Genomic DNA, 21,814 nt, shown 5'->3' on the forward strand with positions numbered 1-21,814 from the left:
CAGGGTATTGGGACATTACTTTGGAAGTTTGATCTCGAAGTTCTTTTGGGACTGCTCGATCGTGACTTTGATCGGTGGGTGCTTCTTGAAGTACTTGACCACGTTCTTCTGTAATTCCGTTGGCGGAACACTTCCGTCGTCTGTCGGTGAAACCCAGTACGCACTGATCTCCTGCGGACCAGGCTTGATACCGTATTGATCGATACTGTACCGCATCCGGAATTTGCCGTTTTCGTCGGTCGTAGCTTCACTCGCACGGCCACCGTCCGGCTTGAAGGAAACAATCATTTGCGGTACGGGTTGACCTTCGTACGTAAGTACCCCTTCGACCGGGACAACGTCGTACTTGCCGCCGCCACATCCCGCGGTAGCGATTAGCGCAACCAATGCTATAGCCCAGCGTATTCGGAAAAGAGTATTCATCTCACTTCTCAGCATATATTCGGTGTAAGACAAATGGGAGCGTCTGGCCGTCCGACGCTCCCTAGAGAACGGGACACTCTAAAAGTCACCAATCGGAAAGCCATCGTTGATAGCGGCCAACCGTTCTGAGACCGTATTGATATTTCCGTCTCCATCGCCGCCATAGGCCCACTCAAGAGTTTCCGGAAGGAATCGGACGGAAGCGTCCCCCAAGGCAACATTGACGCCACCTGGATGTTGACTTGAAAGGCCTTCCTGGCGGGACCACAACTGCACGGAATTGGCATCAGGATTGCTGAAATTGATACCACCTTGGGCACCATTTATCGGAGCTCGAAAGGTAAACCAGATGTCTTCATGGCAATCCTCATGGCTACCTGCCAGGCACCCGACCCACGTGCCTGGATAGAATCGGATATTGCCCTTCAATGCGTAGGTACGTTCGCCAAGCATAAGGGTGTTGGTGGTACCGTCAGTGATATCTCGAAAAGCAAGCGCCGAATCATTTGATCCTCCGCCTGCGTAGCGAAACATTCCAGTGGCGATTCTGTCATATTGGCCGTTGTTCCAGATACGGGAACGATTGTGACCAAAGCATCCGTTGTAATTCGATTTCGGTGCCAGGTTGGCTGGCGACGATTCGTAAGGGTTGCCGCCGGTTCGCGAGAACTTTGAGCTGTCATTAATCTCCGGCCCCGCGTCGGATGGACAGATAAACGCATTAAGCACCAAAGACTGATCGTCTAGGTTGATTCCCGTCGAGGCGCTTTGCTGAACGTAGTCATTCAATGGGATTTTGCCAACGCCGAGTCGATCTGACATATTCTGCTGTTCGATGAATGGAAGTAATAGCGCGCCCCAACCCCAACTTGCATTCCCCTGGTCTCCGGCCCCGGTCGAGTTGTTTGCTACCGTAATCGTACCGGCAGGCAGCGAACCAAAAGTGTCGTGGTAGTTGTGAACTGCTAGTGCCAACTGCTTGAGCTGGTTGGTGCACTGCATTCTCCGGGCAGCTTCGCGAGCTTGTTGGACGGCTGGAAGCAACAGAGCAATGAGAACACCAATAATGGCAATGACAACAAGCAATTCAACTAGCGTAAAACCCTTACGAGTCATGAGATGAACTCCTGCATGAAAAGAAGGCGGTTTCGCCAGATAGCGACATGTCCAGTTATTCGGATCGATTCTCTAGACAAGTGCCCTTCTGGCGAAGAATGAGAAGATTGCGAAAAGAAATAAGAACGTGATGAGTTATTGGAAATGCAGCTATTTACGCAAAACGACGAGCCAATCTTGTCCGTCGTTCTCGGGCGACTTACCGAGGGAGACAACGGTCCCGCCTTTTACCTGGGTAACACTACCCTCTTGCCGCTTCCCGCCTGTGCGAGGATTGAACCAGCTGACTTGGTATGCCTGGTTATCTTTGGTTAAGTCGAGTTTTGCCTGACCACCGTTGCCGAGATAGGCAAGATAGATCGTTCCTGGTTTGGCAAAGCAATACGCTACTTTAGAATCCGAATCGTTTTCTAAGAGTCGATCCATATTCTTCATCTCCCAGAATGGAACGTCATTCTCGTTGAAGAATTCGAGAGCAATTCGACAGTAGTCCCACGACTGGTCGCGACTACGGAAGTCCTCGCACACTAGATCGTTTTGCGGAAGCTTGTAGCCGAAGTAATATTCGACGCCTGCACCTCCCGCCATGAGCGTTCCCCAGAGCGTTTGCTTACGGATGTCGTGCAGATCGTATTGCTTCCCTTTTTCTCCGCCCTTGCCATCTTTTCCCTCGTAGCCGGGATCGGCAGGGACGCCAAAGGAGGCTGGGCCTTGTTCATCGTTGGCACAAACCCACGGACGGCCGGCTTTTGCTGACTCGGAAACCCACTGTAACGTTCGTGCGTGAGCTTGATTCCATCCATTCTGTAGCGAAGCCCCGGTTAGAACGGATTGGTCGCCGATCAACTGGGAGTAAACCTTGTCTTGCTGGTTCGGAAACGTATGGATCACGATGTGATGATCATACGGATCGATATCTTTCAGGTACTGAGCCATGTCGCGCTGTTGCTTGGGGGTCTGCGTGTTCTCTTCCCCCAAGTTCCAGTTCAACGCAAGTTCGTGGCCGAACCGTGCTACCAGTTCGCGGCAATACAGTTTCCGTTCCGGGCCTAGATCTCCTTTATTTAGCGACGTAGGAACGTTGTCGTCCATTTCTGTTTCCTGCATCTTGAAGTGCAGGTACACGCCTTTGGACTGTGCATGATCGAACACGATTTGCCACTGATCAAGCTTCGAACAGTCGTAATGCCGTTGATCGTCACGATCGCCAAACGGCCAAACATTGTCGCCATCGCCACCTGCGTTGTACGGGAGGAAGGAAATAACGTTGCAGCCCTTATCGGCGATATAGTTCACCGCCCCAATCATTCCTTTCCCTTTGCCATTCTTCCAGGTTGGATCTCCTTCGTTCCAATCCTGGACATGAGCCTTCCAGGTTTTTAGCGGAACATTCTTCTTGTTGGCCGTCGTATCGTCAAAATCTTGGTAGGCGAGAAAGGTTTCCGGGGCGTCGGGGCCAGCTTTCAGAAAGTAATCGCCGGAACCAGCAAATTGGAGGTAATGTTTGCCGACGTAAGCCAAGCGACCCCGGCCACGAAAGTCTCGTCCAGTCTTGTCGCTCGGAGCGATGTTAAAACTTCCGGTAATACCGTCGACTGGGGTCACCGCTTCGACCATTGCCGAGTCATCGACGGCGGCTTGGTTCCCTTGGACAAACGAGATTCTGTAGGTCCACTTTCCAGGCTTGTCAGGCGATAAATGGGCACGCCACTGGTTTCCTGACTTGGCAGACGTTTGGCCAGCGTTGCCGTCCGCCGCAAAGTAGCCTGGAACCTGGTACCGCGGGGTACCTGACTCATGTTGAAAATTGACCGTCATGCGGTAATCGGTAAACGGATTAGGGCTCGAGTCCGTTTCAGTGGCTTGTGGACCATCGGTTGTCAGCGTCACCTTGTGCCAGGTCTTCAGCTCTCCGTCGATGGAGGGCTGCTCGGCTCGAGCAGGGGTGTAGCCAATGATGAGCATGCCCAAGGTCGTAGCCACGAAAGTGAAAGACATCCACGTGGATCGGCATGTAGGGGGAGTAAGACGGCGATGGGGCATTTCCGAAAATCTCCGAAGAAGTTGTATTAGACAGGATTGACCTTGATTGTAAGCCACTTTTTAATTTGAATATCTCAAATAATGCAAAAACATTGTTCGGCAACGCCGAATGATGAGTCTCACTCAGTTTAAGCTCCTCTTCCGGTTTCTAAGGTGGTCCTTCGTGATTCCTTCCGATGTGGATAAAGCTAACGAGTTGGTCGTCCAGCAACTGCGGTCATTCTGTCTCGTGTATGAGAACCACAGTTATGCCGCCGCGGCTCGGAAAACGGGACGTTCCGTTCCAACCCTGTGGGAGCAGGTTCGGTCGGTCGAGAAGCGCTACGAAGTTATTCTGTTTCGCCGCAAGGGCCGTAAAATCGAGCCAACGGCATCCGCCGAAGTCTTGTACACCTCGCTGCGTCCGCTCCTAGCCGGAATTGACTCGACATTCGAGAGAATCCGTGAGTTCAACACGCTCGGGGCGGACACGGTAACGCTCGTTACCGGCGTGCGAATGATGTGCGAAGAACTTGGGGCACCTCTGGCCAAGTTCCATGAAGAGCTACCCCAGGTTCGTTTGCGGCTAGTTCATGGGGATGATGACACGGCGGTTCGGATGATCTCGGAGGGAACTGCGGACCTGGCTTTAACGCTTGAGCGGGGACCGGAACAGAAAGACTCGCTAGTCACCAGCGAACGTGCTTACACAATTGACTACCTGGCCGTCTTTCCCGAGGATCATCCGCTCAATCGCAAGAAGCGACTTGGACTGAATGACCTGATTCGATATCCGATCATCATCGGTCACCGGGCAACCTCAGGCCGTGCCCTGTTCGAACAGACGTTGCATCGCGAAGGATTAACTTCCAAACTGAATATCGCGGCAGAGACCGATAACAGCGCGTTCACGATCTCTTGCGTACGTGCCGGGATGGGAGTCGGGATCGTTGCGGGGCAAGCCGTTGAGAGCCCATTGACATCTCGGCTGGCCAAACGATCGTTGTCTCACTGCCTGGGACAAGCGTACATCGCATTTCGACGAAAGAAGGGGCGTCAGCCGACGAAGGTCGTTCGAACGATCATGGACCTAATCCGTGAGACTCTCGCATAATCGTATCGAAATTATTCAGTAGAAGCGGCTGCTCGGGCGCGCCGTAGAAGCTCATCATGGATGCGGCGGGAGTTGTCCCGAAACTTCCTTTCGTTCGCTTGCTCTGTCGATGTGGGGTTACTGCCTTTCGGGTCAATATCTGCGAGAGAGACGCCCCAATCTCCAAGCAATGTCCAATAGGTCGCTGAATCGGAATGGTCGACAATTCCCCTGACGAACTTCCCCGTGGCAAATATCTTGCCGAGCCCGGAGACACGAAATTGGTCATAGTACGCTTGGCCTTTGGGGGCACCGCCAACAATGCCGTGCTGACCAATGGCCCCACACTCAAAGTATTGAATCTTGCCCTGCGCAGCGACTGACTTGAGAAAACGGCACGCCGCGAGATCTTCGCGACAGTTGGCAACTTGCTCAGGTTGCTCGGGCGTTCCCTGGTGGAGTGTTGAATTGGTCCAATGAGCGATAAACCTTAGGCGATCGAGCATTCCTTCTTGGCCTGTTGACTGGCAGTGACGGACTAGAATGGCAGGTTCAGTGACCGATCCCCAGCACAGAACATTGAGAACTTCGTTCTCCGTCAGCTCCTGCGTTGCTGTTAGCAGCGCCTTAACGCTGGCAAGTTGCTCGAGACTCTCATACTTCCGCGAAGGATCAAAGAGCTGTCCGGTTTCTTTGATTGACGATTGCATGAACGACAACGTGGTTGGGTAGCCTCCCAGCTTCTTATTCAGCGGAATCACGGCTTGCCGGTAGGCTTCTCCGAAGTAACGATTTGCCCAATCGGCCTGATTAGGCGAATCACGGTGGCGGCTGCGATGGGTGCTGGCAACAACAATTCCCTTGGTATCGAACTCATTGGCCATCAGCAGATAGCCGGCCATGGCTGAGATGTCGTCAGGATCATTGATCGTACCGACGTGGTTATCTCCTTCGAGCGTCTTATCGCTCATATCGGTAATAATCCAGACTTTGGGTTTGCCACTCCTCGAAACGATGTCGGTGGAAACCGGTGGTCGACCAACTTCTGGGGACTGGGCGTTGAGCTGCGAAATCAGGCCGAGTAACGCAAACGTTGAGATTAGCGAAGCTCTGTTGATTGCAAAATTCATCGTGCGGCTCCTTAGCGACTGGCCTTCACCGGCTGAGTCAAGTCAGGTCGCCAGCTTTCCGGATCACTAATCAGACGTGGTTCGTGATGAACCTCTCCTTCATCGTGTTGATGCTTCATCCAGGCATTGAGTTGTTTTTGCAGCTTCGAGAATTGTTTCTCGTGGGCAGGGTCTCCCGCCAGGTTATTCAGTTCCCAACGATCTTCCGCTACGTGATAGAGCTCCCATTCCGGGCGGACGAAGTAACGATCGACGATATGCCTGGCTTTTGGATTGGAGTCGGCTAAGGATTCTCATTCGTTCCAGTAGGCGCCGGCCATCGGCTTACGATCGAGGTCGGAGTGGTTGGTATGGGCAAATTCCGGGTGGAGGTTGTGAATTAACTTCCACTCACGTGTTCGGATACTGCGAATGGGATAGATGTTCTTTTTCCCATCGCCTGTGTGCGTCGTGAAAATCACATCGCGATGGGAATCGCTGTTTCCGAGGAGAATGGAAGCGAAAGATCGGCCATCCAAGTTTTCCAGTGCCTTCCCTCCGGCAATCTCGATAAGTGTCGGTAGTAAGTCGATCGCGCTGACCATGGCATCAGAAGTAGTTCCGGCTTCGATCTTTCCGGGCCAGCTAACAATGAGAGGGACTCGTGTTCCATAGTCATACAGATTCCACTTCCCGAAGGGCCATTGGGAGCCGTGATCGCTGGTGTGAAGAAACAGTGTGTTTTTGCCAAGTTGGTTGGCGGCGATTTGGCGGAGTTCCCCGAGGAACTGATCCAGGTCGATGATTTCCTGATAGTAGGCGGCACGATGCTCGCGGGTTGACGGCGTATCGAGCACGTGCGGAGGTAACGCAACATCTTTAGGATTGATTGTAGGAGTACTTGTCCACGGAACATGAGGGTTCGTCGTGCCCACGAATAAACAGAGCGGCTTGTTACCCTTTCGGCTCTTAAGATACCGTTGAATTTCCAGTCGCATTTGTTCGATCGGCTTCTTCAGACTGAGATGATCAAATCCGACGTTCCGGGAGTCTTTACCGTGAGCGACTTTTCCGAACGCGGCAACCTCGTACCCGGCTTGTTGGAGGTTTGCGACGAGGTAGGGGGTTCCTTCCTTGGGGTACGTATGGTTGGCCTGAGCACCGTTGCGTAGTGGCATGAGCCCCGTCAGCATCGCCGATCGACTGGGAGCACATGAAGGAGAGGCGACGAATGCGTGCGTGAACATCATCCCATCAGCCGCGAGCTTCTCGAAATTGGGTGTTGGTATGGTGGCATCACCATAAAGACTGGAGTCGAATTGTGAGTGGTCATCGGAGATATAGAAAACAATGTTCGGAAGGTCTGCAGCGTATGCCGTGGACACAACACTACCCAGACACATCGAAACGAGGATCGTTGCTGAACTGAGACCAGCCAAATTACGTCCGAGATTCATGAAAGGAGTATCCCAAAAGGATGGCACCGTGGTTCAATGCTTTAGGTGAAACAACTCGATGGGTGAATTGCAGCTCAACCTAAGGCACAAGGCGGTTATTTCCGCGAGGCATTCCAGTCAGGATGAGGCACATGAGCCGCCTGCATGTAGCCTTGCAGTTTCTTCAAAACATCAGGATAGTCCGCAGCAAGATCCTTGGTTTCGCCTAGATCACTGGATAAGTCGTATAGCTCCGGCGTACCACCTGGCCAGGAATTGTTCACCGCTTTCCATTTCCCGGATCGCACGGCGCGTTTGCCTCCGCGTTCATAGAATTCCCAGTAGAGGAATTCGTGCGACTGCTGTTTGGCGGCCTGGCCTGTCAAAATGGGAACGAAACTGATCGAGTCGAGCCCTGCTTTGACTTCGACGCCGGAAAGATCACAGCATGTAGCCATCAGATCGCCAAAGTATCCAATATGATCCGAGACCGTGCCCGCCGGCACGGTTCCAGGCCAGCGAACGATCATGGGAACACGAATACCACCTTCGTAGAGATCTCGCTTCATGCCGCGCAGCGGCCCGTTGGGGTCGAAGAGATCGACCGTGTGGCCACCTTCATTGTGAGGCCCATTGTCGCTAGAGAACATGACCACCGTGTTCTCGGCGATTTGTAACTGGTCCAATAGATCGAGGATGCGGCCGACATCGGAATCCATGCGGGTGATCATCGCAGCTTGACCTTTGTCTTGGTCTTTCCAATCTTTGTCCGCATAAATCCCATAGTCTGGAACTTCCTGCCCGTTGCCTGTGCCTCGGGTGCCTTCGTTGTTCGCATGAGGGATCGTCAGAGACAGGTAAAGAAAGAACGGTTGGTCATCCTGCTTCGCTTGGTCTTGAATGAAGGTCATGGCATCGTCGACGAACAGATCATGACTGTAGTCAAGCTTCTTCGTTGCCCAACCGCCGCGGAAGCCCCCGTATGAGCGCTCTGCTTCCTGGACAACGTTTCGTAGCGGAACCTTCTCTTCATTACGCCACAGGAATTCCGGGTAGTAGTTGTGGGCATGAACCTGGTTGAGGTAGCCGAAGAAATGATCGAATCCTTGTCGTCGAGGGAAACCTGCTCGTCCGCCAGTTGCGTCGTCTCCCAGGCCCCACTTTCCACACAATGCAGTGGCGTAGTTAGCCGACTTCAATGCCTCTGCAACGGTGAAATCCTTATCCCGCAACGATTGACGCGTCATATCTGGCCCACCTGCGTTTCCGCGAACATGAACGTGCCCCATGTGCAGGCCCGTCATCAGGACACAGCGTGAAGGGGCACAAACCGTACTTCCAGCGTAGAAGTTCGTGAAGCGCATCCCCTCGTCGGCCATACGATCGAGTCTAGGTGTCTGAATCAGCTTCTGGCCGTAGCAACCTAGTTCTGCGTAACCGAGGTCATCGGCCAAGATGAAGATGATGTTTGGGCGGACAGGCTCCTTCGCCTGAATTGAGCTGATAGAAAGCAAAAGTAGAAGAATCGAGAGGAGTGCGGAAAGTCTCATTGGGGGCTGCCTATTGGAGAGGAGAATATGTCGGTAGGGCACATGCCATTAATCGGGTGTGCTCGATTCGGGGAAGCTGATCGACGCGTTCCGATCGCAGGTTAGTGTGCCATCGATTAGTTTTAACTCAGCTATCTGCAGAAAGGAAATCTTCTGTGGGACGGTTCGTTTCTCGGCCGGTGGGGAAGGGTAGGGTCGATTGGGTTCGGTATGGTAAAAGATGAATGCTCGATCATCGACCACAGCGACGCTGGGATGACGTGCCAGGGTATGGTCCGCCTCTCGCTTTCCCGGGTCGCGAAGGATTCTCTCCTGTTGTGTCCAATGGACAGCGTCAGGCGAGTGGAAGACGGCCAAGCCATCATGAGGATCGGTCACCATCCAGAAGCGAGCACCGAATGAGAAGACGTATGGCGCCTCTTGATAGCCGAAGCCACGTTCTTTAGCGTTGATCTCGCCAGAACATGCTCCATGATTCTCCCAGGACGATAGGTCCTTCGAGGTGGCCCAATGAATTCCTCCCCCTTTTCCGACACGATAGTAAGCGTGAAAGAGATCACCAACCTTGATGAGGGAAACATCGATCGGGTCAGGCTGCTGAAAACTGGGTGCGTCAGCTAGCTTCCAGCCACGCAATGGTTCAGATGCAGATGTTACGTAATGCCGAATGACCCCATCGCCACCCCACGGCGGCTTGGCCGAATTCTTGAACGTCGCAAACATGTGCAACTCGTCGCCAACGGCGATGATCCCCGGCGCCCAATGTGTCGTCTCATTGTCTGGTTTACCTTCCGTACCATCGAACGAACAGTATCCAAGAAATTCCCAGTTCCTTAGATCTGTCGAGGAAAGAACGCCAATCGGCGTTCCCACGTAGCTCGCGCTTGTTCGTGTCGCACGACGGGCCGTGTAGTAAACGAACCACTTTTCGAGAACTGGGTTCCAGACAATTTCCGGATCGCACGATCCGTTGTAGTGTGGATCGGCGAATAGAGGTGCGTAAACGTCTCCGTAACTGACCTCGGGCAGCTTGTTCGCTGGTTTATTCTGGGGATTGGACTTTACTTCAAACGATAACACGTGACCGGTAAGTGGATTGGGCGCATCGTAGTTACCAGCCGCCGAGAGGGTATCCTCTCCCAGAGAAAGTCCATCCTTGGGCTGAATAGGAATAAGGCCTGGCGACTCTGTTTCCGCAACCACCTCTCCATCAAGCCGTAAGGTCATCCTCTTTTGATCTAAGTGGGCGTCAAATCGAAATGATTTAGGTGCCTTATCGGTGGACATGATTCGCGTGACCTTGTTCGCCGAGGTTCGTACGTCGAATGCTAGTTTTCCTCGAACAACGTGAATAGCGTACCCGTATTCGCGTCCTCCCTGGGCCGCGACGACCCCACGATCTCCGCTCAGTTCCACCTTGCCAGTCGCTGTGAATGGGCGATTAGCGATCTCCGGCGAGGCCGGTTCAGACTGGGCACTCTTGCCCTGATCTCCTTCCCATATCACTTGGACATGTCGAGCCCAGCGTTCCCAGGTCTCCGCCATTTCTTCGACACGCTTGGGAGCCTGGTCGGCTAGATCGTTCAATTCGCAGCGATCCTCCGCCAGATTATAGAGTTCCCATTCAATCTCATGCGGCATTCGTTTCGACCGAACGAGTTTCCAATCACCTTGGCGAAGCGCTCGAGCGGCCATGTGATCGAATCCGATGACGCGGTCCGCTAACTGTTTGCCCCGCCATACCGGCAATAAGCTTGAGCCTTCACAAGGTGTAATGTCGCGATCGTTGACCACGTCGGGATAACTGCCCCCTGCAACTTCGACCAGACTTGGCAGGATGTCCATCACATGTGCTGGATCACGAGCCCATCGATTGGGCTTACCGATTCCCGCCGGCCAATGAACGATCAGGGGAGAGCTGATGCCACCTTCATGCGTGAAGTGTTTGTACATTCGGAATGGTGTATTGCCGAGGTTTGCCCATGCACTGCCGTACGATTGATGCGTTCCAGGCTGTCCAATTTCTCGCAGCTGATCACCAGTACGAAGTGTCGTCTGCCCTGCGCGTGACTGGCCATCGAATCCAAACGGCCCCCATTCATAGCAAGCCCCGTTGTCGCTAAGGAAGAGGATAAGAGTATTCTCTAGATCGCCAGTGCTATCGAGATGCTCGACAATCTCTCCAACGCCCTGATCGACCGAATCAACCATTGCCGCGAAGACCGCCATCCGGCGGGCAAGATCTTTCTGCCGATCGGTATCAAGGTCAGCCCAGGCCGGATTCATCTCTCCTGAGTAGCCGTTCGCAATATCGTCGGGCTCTACCGGTACAATCGATCGAGGAGAAAGCTTCCAGCGTTCGCCATCAATCAGGCCCAGTTCCTTCATCCGAGCGAAGCGGTTTTCGCGTAGTTCATCCCAGCCTTGCATGTAGAGATCAAAGTATTTGTCCACTCGATCCGCGGGAGCCTGGACAGGGAAGTGGGGTGACGAGTGGCCGAGAAACAAGAACCATGGTTGATCGCTTTCTTGTCCCTGACGAATGAATTCCAGCGCATATTGATTGAACACATCAGTTGCGTAGAACTCATCATGGGGGACGTTTACTTCCTTTTTACGGCCGTTCGGCAATCGCACATACTTGTTGGGACTGTACTGATCTTGGGCATAACCACTGGTATATCCATAAAACTCGTCGAATCCCCGTTTGATTGGTCCTGTCTCGGGGTGCAGATGCCACTTGCCAACGTAGTAGCAACCATAGCCTGCTGGCTTCAAGGCCTCAGCCAACGTGACGCAATTTTCGTTGAGACGTCCCAAGTAGCCTGGGCCGCGAGTCTTGCTAGGTTTATTAGTGGTAAAGTCACCGATGCCAGCCTGCGACGGATAGAGGCCCGTCATCAAAGATGCACGTGTCGGGCAACAGCGCGCCGAGGTATAGAACTGGGTAAAGCGAACACCATTGGCCGCCAAGCGATCGACGTTGGGCGTCCGAATTTCTCCCCCGTAGCAGCCAAGGTCTGAGTACCCCAAATCGTCGGCAAGGATTACCAGAATGTTAGGACGGTCATCCGCCGATACCTTGATCGCATATGTCTGTGCGAAGAGCAGGGCAATTAGGGAAACTAATACTCGGGGAGGCATGGGCAGAACCTTGTATTGATTAGCAGTCAACAAATTAGGGGGATCGTTGCGAAGAGGTGTAGATACGATGGTCAGGTTCCTCAATCCTAGGTAGCGGGAGCCTGGTTACAATGAGATTAACCACCAATCGATTGATCCATTTTGTCAGGTTAGGATGGTCGCCAAATACCCGTCTCGGGTTTAGGGGGACTGTTGTTTACACTGCTTTCGATATTGGCCGGGTGTGATTCGAGTCAGGCGTTTAAAGACCACGTGCAGATACTCGACGTGTTCGAAACCACAGAGGTGAGCGATCTCTTCCACCGATAGCTCCGATGTCTGCAGCAGCTCCTGAGCTCGCTGGATTTGAACGTGCCGGATCTGCTCTTGAGGAGTTCGCGATAGGTAGCGACGAACTTTTCTCTCAAGTGTACTTCGCGACACACCAGTCACCTTAGCCACGGCATCGACGGTGATGCCTAGGCAGGCATGTTCACGAATGTACTGCAGGGCATGGGAAAGTTCCTTATCCGTCACTGCCATCACATCACTCGATGCGCGGGTTACGACTCCAAGTGGCTCAATATTGAGGTTCTGCTGCGGTGGATCTTCGCCTGCCATGATTGACTTGAGAAGTTCGGCTGCTCTAAATCCGAGTCGTTCAGCATTCGGAAATACGCTTGAGAGAGGCGGGTTGCAGATGTTGCATAGCAGCTCGTCGTTGTCGACACCCACGACGGCAACATCATCAGGTACGGTGATATCCATCTGAGAACAGGCATCCAGGACTTGTCGTCCGCGAATGTCGTTGCAGGCTAAAATCCCCGCTGGCTTTGGCAGAATCTCAATCCAGGCCGCAAGCTCCTGTAGTAATTCTGGCCAGGGACGCACCGAAGGTCCTAGCCAGTCCGACTCATAGTAAGAGATGGGAAAATCGCTTACCGCTTCGCGAAAAGCTTCCATACGCCGTCGGGACCAGGACTCCTTTGTAAAGCCTGCAAAGCCAAAGCTTCGAAATCCACGCTCAAGTAGATGCTGTGCGGCAAGCTCTCCGATGGCTGCGTCGTTGCTGCGAAGGTGAGGATTCAGATCGTCCTCGCGACGGTCCGTCAATTCGACAATAGGAGTTAAAGACGCGTCGGCCCAGTCCTGGAGTTGAGGCGACCAGGAGCGAGAAATGATCCCATCGCCTTGCCAACTTTCCAGCCAACTTGGCAACTCGTTGGAAAGGTCTCGTTCCTCAAGATAGACCGACCAGTCGTGATGGATACGCATGCTGCGGCCGATTCCTTCCAAGATCCGCCGGCCATAGACGCTGGATGTTTCTATCAAAAGAGCCACTCGCTTACTCACTCGGCGACCTCGACGGGATGAAGGGAAAGGTTGCGACTCGCGTGAAGTGATCATTATGCGTTCTCGAATACATGTTCAATTCAAGAGAATGATGATGCCAATCGGGATTAAACAGATGACAACATATCTTATCTGTTTTGAAAACAAGTCTCCTAATGTCTGTAACATGCTAGAGCAATGTTGACAAGATTCATCATCAAGTAAAAACTCTCTTTTGCTTAAACGAAGTTGCGTGGCTGGTTCTTGCGGAGTAGTTTCCACTCGGTAACGTTCCCTTTTCGAAGTACGTGACAGCAAGTGATTGAGCGTCATCTGCATTGAAAGAAGATGCCGTCAGAAGTCCATCCCGTGTCGACCTTGTCAAAACAACAGGTGTTCTATGCATGCGAAATCAATTCGTCACGTCTTGGGCGTCGCGTTCGCCGCTCTGATGCTTATAGGCGGTAGTGCGTCATTCGCTCTAGCTGATGACCGTCCCAACTTCTTGTTGATCGTGGCGGACGATCTGACGTGGAGCGATCTTGGCTACGAGGGCAATCGCGAGATTCACACACCGCATTTGGATCAGCTTCGTACAGAAGGCATGCATCTGACACGAATGTTTACACCTGCGACTACGTGCTCTCCTTCTCGGCACGCACTGTACACAGGGCTTTATTCGATCCGCAGTGGCGCCTACCCCAACCACACTCGCGTCTATGAGGGAACGAAGAGTGTTTTTACGCACTTGAAGCATGCTAACTATCGCGTTGCCTTGCAGAATAAGTCCCACGTGGGACCCGCGGCTTCGTTTCCGTATGAGGCGATCCAAGGCGCTGATGATCTAACGAAGACCGAGGCATTTATTCGTCGCGATCCCAGTCAGCCTTGGCTGTTGGTCTATGCATCCAATGATCCACACGGTCCATGGACGCGAGGGCCGAAGAAGAAATACGATCCGAAGATGCTGACGGTTCCGTCGTACCTCCACGACAACCCAACAACGCGGCAACTACTGGCTAGTTATTACGCCGAAATATCTCAGTGCGATCAGCAGGTGGGCGAACTTATGAAGTTGTTGAAGGACTGCCACGAAGAGGACAACACGCTTGTATTCTTTTTCAGTGAGCAGGGCAGCAGCTTTCCCTACGGTGGCAAGTGGAGCGTGTACGATAACGGCATTCGTGCTTCGACCCTCGTCCGGTGGCCAGGAAAGATCAAGCCCGGCTCTCACAGCGATGCCCTGTGCCAATATGTCGATATTGCTCCGACACTGCTTGAAGCCGCTGGAATCGACGCTACGAAGATCGATGTCGGGTGTCCTGATGCCAATGGCGACACGGGCTTTGACGGCAAGAACCTGCTTCCCGTTTTACAGGGTGAACAGGAAGCGTTCCGCGATGTGATTTTCTCGCAGCAAACGACAGTTGGAATTCACGGCTATCAAGATCCCTATCCCATGCGAGCCGTGCGTGATAATCGATACAAATTGATTCTGAATCTTGCCCCAGACAATACTTACTTCATCGGGGGCATTCATCGGGGTCAACCAACTGACTCCTGGCGGAAAGACGCCCAAAACAATCCGCAGCTCGCAAAACGTGTTGAGTGGCTTTCACACCGCCCAGGGGAAGAACTGTACGATCTCGATAAGGATCCGCTGGAAACGAATAACCTCGCAGATTCTCCCGAGCATCAAAAGATAAAGCAGCGCCTGCGAAAGGAAATCGACGGCTGGATGGCTCAGCAAGGAGACAAGGGCCTGGAAACAGAGATGACGGCTAAATCCCGCCAGGGAAAACGCAAAGCCGAAGCGAAACCGAAGAAAGGTAAGAATCGCAAGAAGGCGGCAACTTAGACTTCCTGCTCGGTATGAATTAGACTTCAAAGACAATCCTCAGACAGGTTTCTTATGCCACTCAATTCGCAGCACTGCGTGCTCATTCTGGTATTTGCCGTCGGCTGGCTGACGGGCCCGGCCGATTCTTGTTGGTCTGCTCGCCCCAATATTGTCTTGATACTTGCCGATGACATGGGCTATTCGGATGTCGGATGTTATGGCGGTGAAATCAATACGCCGCATATCGATCAGCTTGCCGAAAATGGGCTGCGATTTGCGCAGTTCTACAATACGGGGCGTTGCTGCCCGACCCGGGCTTCGCTTATGACAGGCCTCTATCCACATGAATCGGGAGTAGGCCACATGGTCTATCAGGATCGCGGGGCTGGTTATCACCCGTACCTGAACCAGCAGTGCGTCACCATTGCGGAAGTCCTTCGCAATGCTGGATATCGCACCATGATGGCCGGAAAATGGCACGTTGGTCATCAGAAGGGACAGTGGCCGACCGATCGCGGATTCGAGCACTTTTATGGTATCCACATCCATATCGACAGCTACTTCAAAGTGTTGCCGTGATGCCCTGTGTACCACAACGACAAGCTAGTCGTGGCTCCGACGAGGTACCCTGAAAACCACCTTCATCCAGATCAACCGTGGTATACGACGGACGTATTTACGGATTGGTCCTTGAAGTTTCTCGAAGAAGCACAAGCGGATGAACGGCCGTTCTTTTTGTACATTGCGTACAACGCTCCTCACTGGCCTTTGGAAGCTCCCAAAGAGAATATCGCCCACTACAAGGGAAAGTATTCGCAAGGGTGGGACCAGCTGAGAGTGGCAAAGCTCAAGCGCATGAAGGATCTTGGCCTTGTTGACGAAGCAACGCGGTTATCTTCCTCGGAATGCCCCCAATGGGATTCGCTTTCTCCGAATGAGCAGCATGAGTCTGCCTTTCGTCGTGAGATCTACGCCGCTCAGATCGAACGGATGGATGCGAATATCGGTCGTGTCGTCTCCAAGCTGAAGGACCTTCATCAGCTCGATGACACGCTACTCCTATTCCTTTCGGACAATGGCTGCTGTGCCGAAGGAGGAATGTATGGGTACCAGTGGCAAAAGAACACGCGTGAAAACTTCGACCAATGGCGTACGCAATCGGGCCGTTCGAGTAGCATGGGCGAGGCCTGGTCCAATGCATCCAACACGCCATTCCGACTGCACAAGCGATGGGTGCATGAAGGTGGAATCGCGACTCCGCTCATTGCCCATTGGCCTGACAAGCTTAAGAACACCGGAGCGTTGTCACATCAGGTGGGGCACGTCGTCGATATCATGGCGACTTGTGTTGACGTGGCAGCCGCACAGTATCCGCAGCAACATCAAGGACAAGCGATTAATCCAATGCGAGGCACAAGCCTTGTTTCGACGTTTGAAAATCCGGAATCCGCTTCAAAGCGAACTTTATTCTGGGAACACGAGTTACACAGCGCGCTTCGTGAAGGAGATTGGAAGCTGGTTACGCTGGACGCTCGGTCGGATGATAAGTGGGAACTCTACGATATGAGCATCGAGCGCACGGAAACAAGAGATCTCGCCGCCAAGGAACCTGAGCGGGTGAAGCGGATGCTAGCGTTATGGAAGGCGTGGGCCGAGCAAACTAATGTCTTGCCCTGGCCACAAGATCGTAAGTAGTACGAAAGGAGCGAGCCTGCACCTGAGGGCAAGAGAACAGGCCCGCTCTTTCTTCGTGTTCGTGCTACGGGGTATTCGCAAAATCTTGTGCTTCGTCTGGTTCAGGCGTCGCGTAGTCTGGATCCTTGGCTCGGATATAAACTTCGCCGTTTTCAAGCACGCGAACATCAAGGGGAACAATTGTCACGCCTTGCTCATTGATTGTCTGGGCGTCTTCTCCAAGGTCTCGATCCTGGATTCCCTTTCGAGGGACGGGCGGAACGTTTCCGTTAAAGAACGCAGTACACCACCATTGGCCATCCTTGTCTTGGAAGGGAGTTCCATGACCCAGGAAGCGTCCTGCGAACTTTCGTGGACCGTAGGGGCCAGTGATCTTGTCGGAAGTACAGTAGTACAAGTTGTAGGAACCTTTGCGTCCCTGATCGGTCGACCAGGCGGTGCCAAGATGGACGTACTTGTCGCCGACCTTCATCATGGTGGCCCCTTCGTGGCCGATACGATTGATCGGTTTGCCATTGGGGCCTGGACGTGTGCCAGCGGGATCGATTCGTACTGGCTCGGCCGTGTAGTGACTGAGGTCTTTACTAAGCGGGGCGACGAGCGTGTTTCCCCACAGCATGTAAACCGTTCCGTCCTCGTCGGTGAAGAGCGATGGGTCGTGGCGCTGTCCCATATTGCCGTTCATCGGGTGCGCCCAGGGACCTCGCAGTTCTTTTCCTTCAGAAAGTACTAAACTTGAGTGGGCCTTGGGACAGTGAACTAACGCCCAGCGATCTCCCATCCAATGGACTTCTGGCGCCCAGATAAGTTCCTTGTTGATTGGATTTCCACCACGGGCTCTCATGGTGTCGTGGACTGTAAAGATCGGTCCCAATGATTCCCAGTGGATGAGATCAGGGCTTCGCCAGGCGCGGACTTGGCTACCAACAATGCTTTCATCGCCGAGCCCGATGTTGTACGGATCGTTCTGCTCGCGGGGATCTCCTTCACTTGGCTGAGTCCCGGTGAGGTAATACTGCTGATCGGGGCCAATCGTAATATACGGGTCGCGGATCCAGCCGGACTTGATGAAGAGGGTATGATCGTGCGACTTCAGCCCCGCTTGAATCGTTTGGGCGTCCATGACAGGCCCAGGCTTTCGATCCGTTTCCATCTGAATGAATGCCGACTTGGGGAACATCAATCCGTCACCGACCGAGAGTGGGGCGAGAAGTTTGTCGTGCAGCTTCCCAAGACTCTCGGCGGGAATCTTGATCACCTCGCGATCGTAGGTCATCAACCCGTTGATTTCTCCCTCAACGTCAGTTGTCTGTGTGTAGACTCCGCCAGCGATGCCTTTTTCTCGGAGTGTTCGCAGCATTTCAATCGAGGTGGCATACCGTTCAAGGAATTCCTCCTTCGATTGTGGCAGACCGCCATAACCCCAATTCCGCCGATCTGCGTCCCAGAGGTGCCCTGACACTGGATAGCCATGGCCGCCAAATTCGCCGACGACTTTGATGTAATCAGAAAAGCGTCCGCCTTCTGCAAAAGGAAAGTCAGGGTGGGGATACTTGTGCGCATCGACAACATCTCCCACTGGCCAAAAGTTGCCACCACTAGCGATGTTCACCAATCGAGTCGGAACACGTTCTAGCGTTAATTTCGTTCTTCACTTTTTAGTTCTTGCAACATGATCAAACAATGAGATGGCTCGTCTTATACGTAAGATATGTTGTCACGCCAATTTGAAGATCAAGATCGGATCAACGGAGAACAACGTAAGAAATACTCAGTTGCATCAACAGATTGAGCAATTGACGCCAAAGACGCGTGGGCACGCTATTTGATATTGAAGCATTGGTTCTGAACTAGCGCGAACCTAATGCCCCCGTACAAAAGTTGGCCAAGATAAATGTCGTGGACGTGTACCGTCTTTTGATCTACGCGACACGAGACCTGACAGAATTGTTTAGCGATGGCGCGGGCCAAAAAGATAGTGCGCTCGCAAAGAAGGAAGATGGCAAGGCACGTCAGGCAGCGAATCTCGTTGTAGGTCCTGCATTGGCTGGTAAGCAAATTACTTGCTCCTAAGATCTAGTAAGCATTGATAGTTGTGGAAGACTGCTGCTTGGTCTTGATCAAGTCAACGAGGGCTTCTAGCTCGCCTGACCAGCCTTTCCACTTCGAGTAGAACGATGCGTACTGCTCGGCTCGGACAGGATCGCGTCGACGGCCCAATCTGGTGAAACCCAATACGCATCGAAACGCTTCCAAACGCGATCGACGTAGGATTTAGAAAAGCGTGACGAGAAGGCGTTAACGAAAACAACCGGAAGCGCAATAAGGCTTCCGGTTGTGGTTGGGCAATAAATGGGCGAGCACATCTAGCGGGCCATCGCCTGCGTGTTGATCATATTGCTCACCTCGTCGACTTGCAGAGACATCGACTTCTGGCTGGGTGGGAACTCTCCAAACGTCTTTACAAATGCAGCGATCTTCGGACCAGCTTGCCCCAGGACCCAGCTACGATTCTCCGCCCATTCGTCGTAGCCACGGGCTTCGTGAAAACGCTCGAAGGGGTCCATCTTCAAATTAGTGATGAACGGACTCGTTAGCGCCGTTTGTGGAGCACGGAACCATTTCTCCTGGTCAATAAACAGTAGCTTCCAGTCGCCATGACGCATGCCGTGGAACTTGTCTTCTGTAAAGTAGAAGAATTCTTTCCGCTTCGACTTCCCTTCATTCAGTAGCAGGTCACTCTGATCATACCCATCGAGATGGACCTTGTATGTCTTATCTCCGATCTTCGTTCCTTGACGTAGTTTCTCTTTGACTTCCTTCTGGCCAAGGAACGACATTAAGGTTGGAATCCAATCCTCCATCGTCATAAACTCACCGGTGGCTACTCCTGCTGGAATATTGCCGGGCCAGCGAACGAGCATCGGAACACGAAAGCCACCTTCCCAGGCGCCAGCTCCCTTCTCACCATGAAACGGCTGATTGCCACCATCGGGCCAGGAATTTGAAGCCGCGCCGTTGTCGGTAGAAAACATGACGATCGTATTATCGGAGACTCCCAGTTCTTCGATGAGGTCTAAAAGTGCGCCGACGTCATCATCCATCTCCATCATGCCATCGGCATACAGGCCGTAACCACTCTTGCCGTCGTACTCTTCGTTCAGGTTTGTCCGATAGTGCATGCGCGTCGTATTGTGCCATACAAAGAATGGCTTCTCGGCCTTAACCGCATCGGTGATAAATCTCTTGGACTCGGTAAGAACTTCTTCGTCCAAATTACGCTGACGCTCTCTACCCCAGGGGCCAAGATCCTCAATCTGCTGCGAACCGTCGGCCATTGCTTTCGAGTGAATGACGCCGCGTTGCTTTAAATTCAACTGCTCCTGGACTTCTTCATCTTTGGGGTAGTCATACTGTTCGGGGTACTCACCGGCATTCAGGTGATAGAGGATTCCGAAGAACTCGTCGAAGCCGTGATTCGTGGGCAAATGTTCGTCACGGTCCCCCAGGTGATTCTTGCCGAACTGACCCGTTGCGTATCCCAGTGGCTTTAGCATTTGGGCGAGCGTTGGATCGCTGTCTTGAATCCCTTCCTTCGCACCTGGAAGACCAACGGTACTGAGACCAGTTCGGATCGGGTACTGTCCAAGAATAAACGCGGCACGACCAGCGGTGCAGGAAGCCTGGGCATAATGATCCATGAAGATCATGCCTTCTTTGGCCAAGCGATCGATATTGGGCGTTGACCCACCCATCATGCCGCGATGGTAGGCACTGATATTCCACATGCCGACGTCATCGCCCCAGATGATCAGAATGTTTGGTTTCTCCTCCTGCCCCCATGCTGCTTGAGATGCGGGAAGCAAAAGAAGAATACCGATAATTGCGACTAAGAATCGACGCGTATTAAAGGATCGGCACATGATGTAATACTCCAGACCAGTGTTTAGACGAACCCGAGAGGTAACCGCAGAGAGCTGACGTTCTGCAACTCTAAATATAGGCGTTTCCGACGTCAAACGCTCATAAACACAGATATTAGATCAAGACTTCATATAGGCTATACATCTAGATCTGCTGATTGAAATTGACGTATTTAGTGCAATAGGCACGCGACCGCCCGTACTTCGCGTCCAATCCAAATGTGCCCGGATGAGTGACTTGACCAAAAACAGACATGAAATGCGTCCGGAAACACGTCACAATATGCGAGCGGAAAGTTTTCATTGCTTCGTGCCTGACCGGCGAAACGAATCGATAGGGGTGCCAACATGCAAGAGTTTCTTCGGATCTGTGGTGGAATCGGCCTCTTCGTCGGCGTGGTGGTAATTCTCGCCTGCTGTTATGTCGCCATTCGTATTGACGTTGCCGTCTGCAAACTGACCGACCAAGCAACGCATGCCATTGAAGCGGTGAGAGTTCGGGTGACGGATGCAGATGCCCAGATGAAAAAACTGAATCAGATGATTGGTCAGGCAATTGATAAACAAGCCGAAGAACTCGATCCACAGGGGCTCGCGGCGACACGCAAGTTCCAGGAGGGCATACTCGAGATAAGGCAGCGAGTCGATCAAGTATCCACTGCCTTGGAAAAGACGCTGGCCATTGTCGACATCCTGCAATCGCTGGGGCTGGAAATGGACGGACATCGAATCACGAAGACGCTTGAGAAAACCGAAGAAATCGATGATCGTCTCGAAGAATTCTCCGCGAACTTCTCAGAGATTACCGAGCGATTTCGACCTGACGGAACGCTTCGTGAGGCCGTGGCTGATGAAGTCAAAGAGCGAACGTTGGTGGCCGTGGAGAAAGTCCTGTTTCCAACTGGCATACTCATTGATGAACTCAATCGGGTTGCTGAAGGTGCTCAAGATCTGGTGAGTCAGATTCGTAGTCGTCTACGTTGGACCATTTTCTGGGTAACGAGCGTCATCGTGTTGATCGCGGCCTGGATGACGCTTGGTCAGCTTGCCCTACTCCGAAACGGTTTACTTCGATCGGATAGTACGGGTTAGAAGATTTAGGACACGAATCATGCCCTCAATGGTCTGCTTAGAGAGGCTGGCATGATGCAT

At 52.8% G+C, this 21,814-nt stretch carries 13 protein-coding genes and 2 pseudogenes; 4 read left to right on the top strand and 11 right to left on the bottom strand.

Annotated elements, in window-relative coordinates; genetic code table 11:
* Positions 1–15: 15 nt before the first annotated feature.
* From PSR63_RS25140 to PSR63_RS25150, 3 genes are all read right to left on the bottom strand, one after another.
* Complete coding sequence (locus PSR63_RS25140) at positions 16–423, bottom strand: Ig-like domain-containing protein (protein ID WP_274328673.1); 408 nt, start codon at positions 421–423, stop codon at positions 16–18.
* A 78-nt stretch (positions 424–501) separates the two neighbouring features.
* The gene (locus tag PSR63_RS25145) at positions 502–1,539 is read right to left on the bottom strand and encodes a DUF1559 domain-containing protein (protein ID WP_274328675.1); all 1,038 of its coding nucleotides are present in this window, start codon (positions 1,537–1,539) and stop codon (positions 502–504) included.
* A 150-nt stretch (positions 1,540–1,689) separates the two neighbouring features.
* The gene (locus tag PSR63_RS25150; RefSeq protein WP_274328677.1) at positions 1,690–3,537 is read right to left on the bottom strand and encodes a DUF5060 domain-containing protein; all 1,848 of its coding nucleotides are present in this window, start codon (positions 3,535–3,537) and stop codon (positions 1,690–1,692) included.
* A gap of 208 nt (positions 3,538–3,745) precedes the next feature.
* On the opposite strand from PSR63_RS25150, the gene PSR63_RS25155 reads away from it, so the two are divergent.
* Positions 3,746–4,675 carry a LysR family transcriptional regulator gene (locus tag PSR63_RS25155; RefSeq protein WP_274328679.1) on the top strand — a complete coding sequence of 310 codons (930 nt, stop codon included), beginning with the start codon at positions 3,746–3,748 and terminating at the stop codon, positions 4,673–4,675.
* A gap of 11 nt (positions 4,676–4,686) precedes the next feature.
* On the opposite strand, the gene PSR63_RS25160 is transcribed toward PSR63_RS25155, so the two are convergent.
* The 5 genes from PSR63_RS25160 to PSR63_RS25180 all read right to left on the bottom strand — a co-directional run bounded on the left by PSR63_RS25160 (position 4,687) and on the right by PSR63_RS25180 (position 13,279).
* Complete coding sequence (locus tag PSR63_RS25160) at positions 4,687–5,784, bottom strand: nucleoside hydrolase-like domain-containing protein (RefSeq protein WP_274328681.1); 1,098 nt, start codon at positions 5,782–5,784, stop codon at positions 4,687–4,689.
* A gap of 293 nt (positions 5,785–6,077) precedes the next feature.
* Positions 6,078–7,220 carry a sulfatase family protein gene (locus PSR63_RS25165; RefSeq protein ID WP_274328683.1) on the bottom strand — a complete coding sequence of 381 codons (1,143 nt, stop codon included), beginning with the start codon at positions 7,218–7,220 and terminating at the stop codon, positions 6,078–6,080.
* A 95-nt stretch (positions 7,221–7,315) separates the two neighbouring features.
* Positions 7,316–8,749 carry an arylsulfatase gene (locus PSR63_RS25170; RefSeq protein WP_274328685.1) on the bottom strand — a complete coding sequence of 478 codons (1,434 nt, stop codon included), beginning with the start codon at positions 8,747–8,749 and terminating at the stop codon, positions 7,316–7,318.
* 48 nt (positions 8,750–8,797) lie between these two features.
* Positions 8,798–11,893: a sulfatase-like hydrolase/transferase gene (locus tag PSR63_RS25175; RefSeq protein ID WP_274328687.1), complete on the bottom strand. Its 3,096-nt coding sequence runs from the start codon at positions 11,891–11,893 to the stop codon at positions 8,798–8,800.
* 180 nt (positions 11,894–12,073) lie between these two features.
* Positions 12,074–13,279: a XylR family transcriptional regulator gene (locus PSR63_RS25180; RefSeq protein ID WP_443111069.1), complete on the bottom strand. Its 1,206-nt coding sequence runs from the start codon at positions 13,277–13,279 to the stop codon at positions 12,074–12,076.
* A 325-nt stretch (positions 13,280–13,604) separates the two neighbouring features.
* On the opposite strand from PSR63_RS25180, the gene PSR63_RS25185 reads away from it, so the two are divergent.
* Positions 13,605–15,062: a sulfatase family protein gene (locus tag PSR63_RS25185; protein WP_274328690.1), complete on the top strand. Its 1,458-nt coding sequence runs from the start codon at positions 13,605–13,607 to the stop codon at positions 15,060–15,062.
* Positions 15,063–15,116: 54 nt separating this feature from the next.
* Positions 15,117–16,739 (top strand): annotated as a pseudogene (locus tag PSR63_RS25190) (arylsulfatase).
* Between the two features lie 64 nt (positions 16,740–16,803).
* Here PSR63_RS25190 and PSR63_RS25195 read toward each other — a convergent pair.
* From PSR63_RS25195 to PSR63_RS25210, 3 genes and pseudogenes are all read right to left on the bottom strand, one after another.
* Positions 16,804–18,384 (bottom strand): annotated as a pseudogene (locus PSR63_RS25195) (family 43 glycosylhydrolase); the annotation flags it as partial.
* Positions 18,385–18,815: 431 nt separating this feature from the next.
* Entirely contained in the window at positions 18,816–18,959 is a 144-nt protein-coding gene (locus PSR63_RS25205; RefSeq protein ID WP_274328691.1) for a hypothetical protein, read from the bottom strand.
* 146 nt (positions 18,960–19,105) lie between these two features.
* Entirely contained in the window at positions 19,106–20,662 is a 1,557-nt protein-coding gene (locus tag PSR63_RS25210) for an arylsulfatase (RefSeq protein ID WP_274328692.1), read from the bottom strand.
* Between the two features lie 348 nt (positions 20,663–21,010).
* Between PSR63_RS25210 and PSR63_RS25215 the strand changes: the two genes are divergently transcribed.
* Positions 21,011–21,754, top strand: a complete 744-nt coding sequence (locus PSR63_RS25215; protein WP_274328694.1) for a hypothetical protein — start codon at positions 21,011–21,013, stop codon at positions 21,752–21,754.
* The last annotated feature ends 60 nt before the right edge of the window (positions 21,755–21,814 follow it).

Origin of the sequence: Bremerella sp. P1 (assembly GCF_028748185.1) — a bacterium.
Lineage (GTDB): Bacteria > Planctomycetota > Planctomycetia > Pirellulales > Pirellulaceae > Bremerella.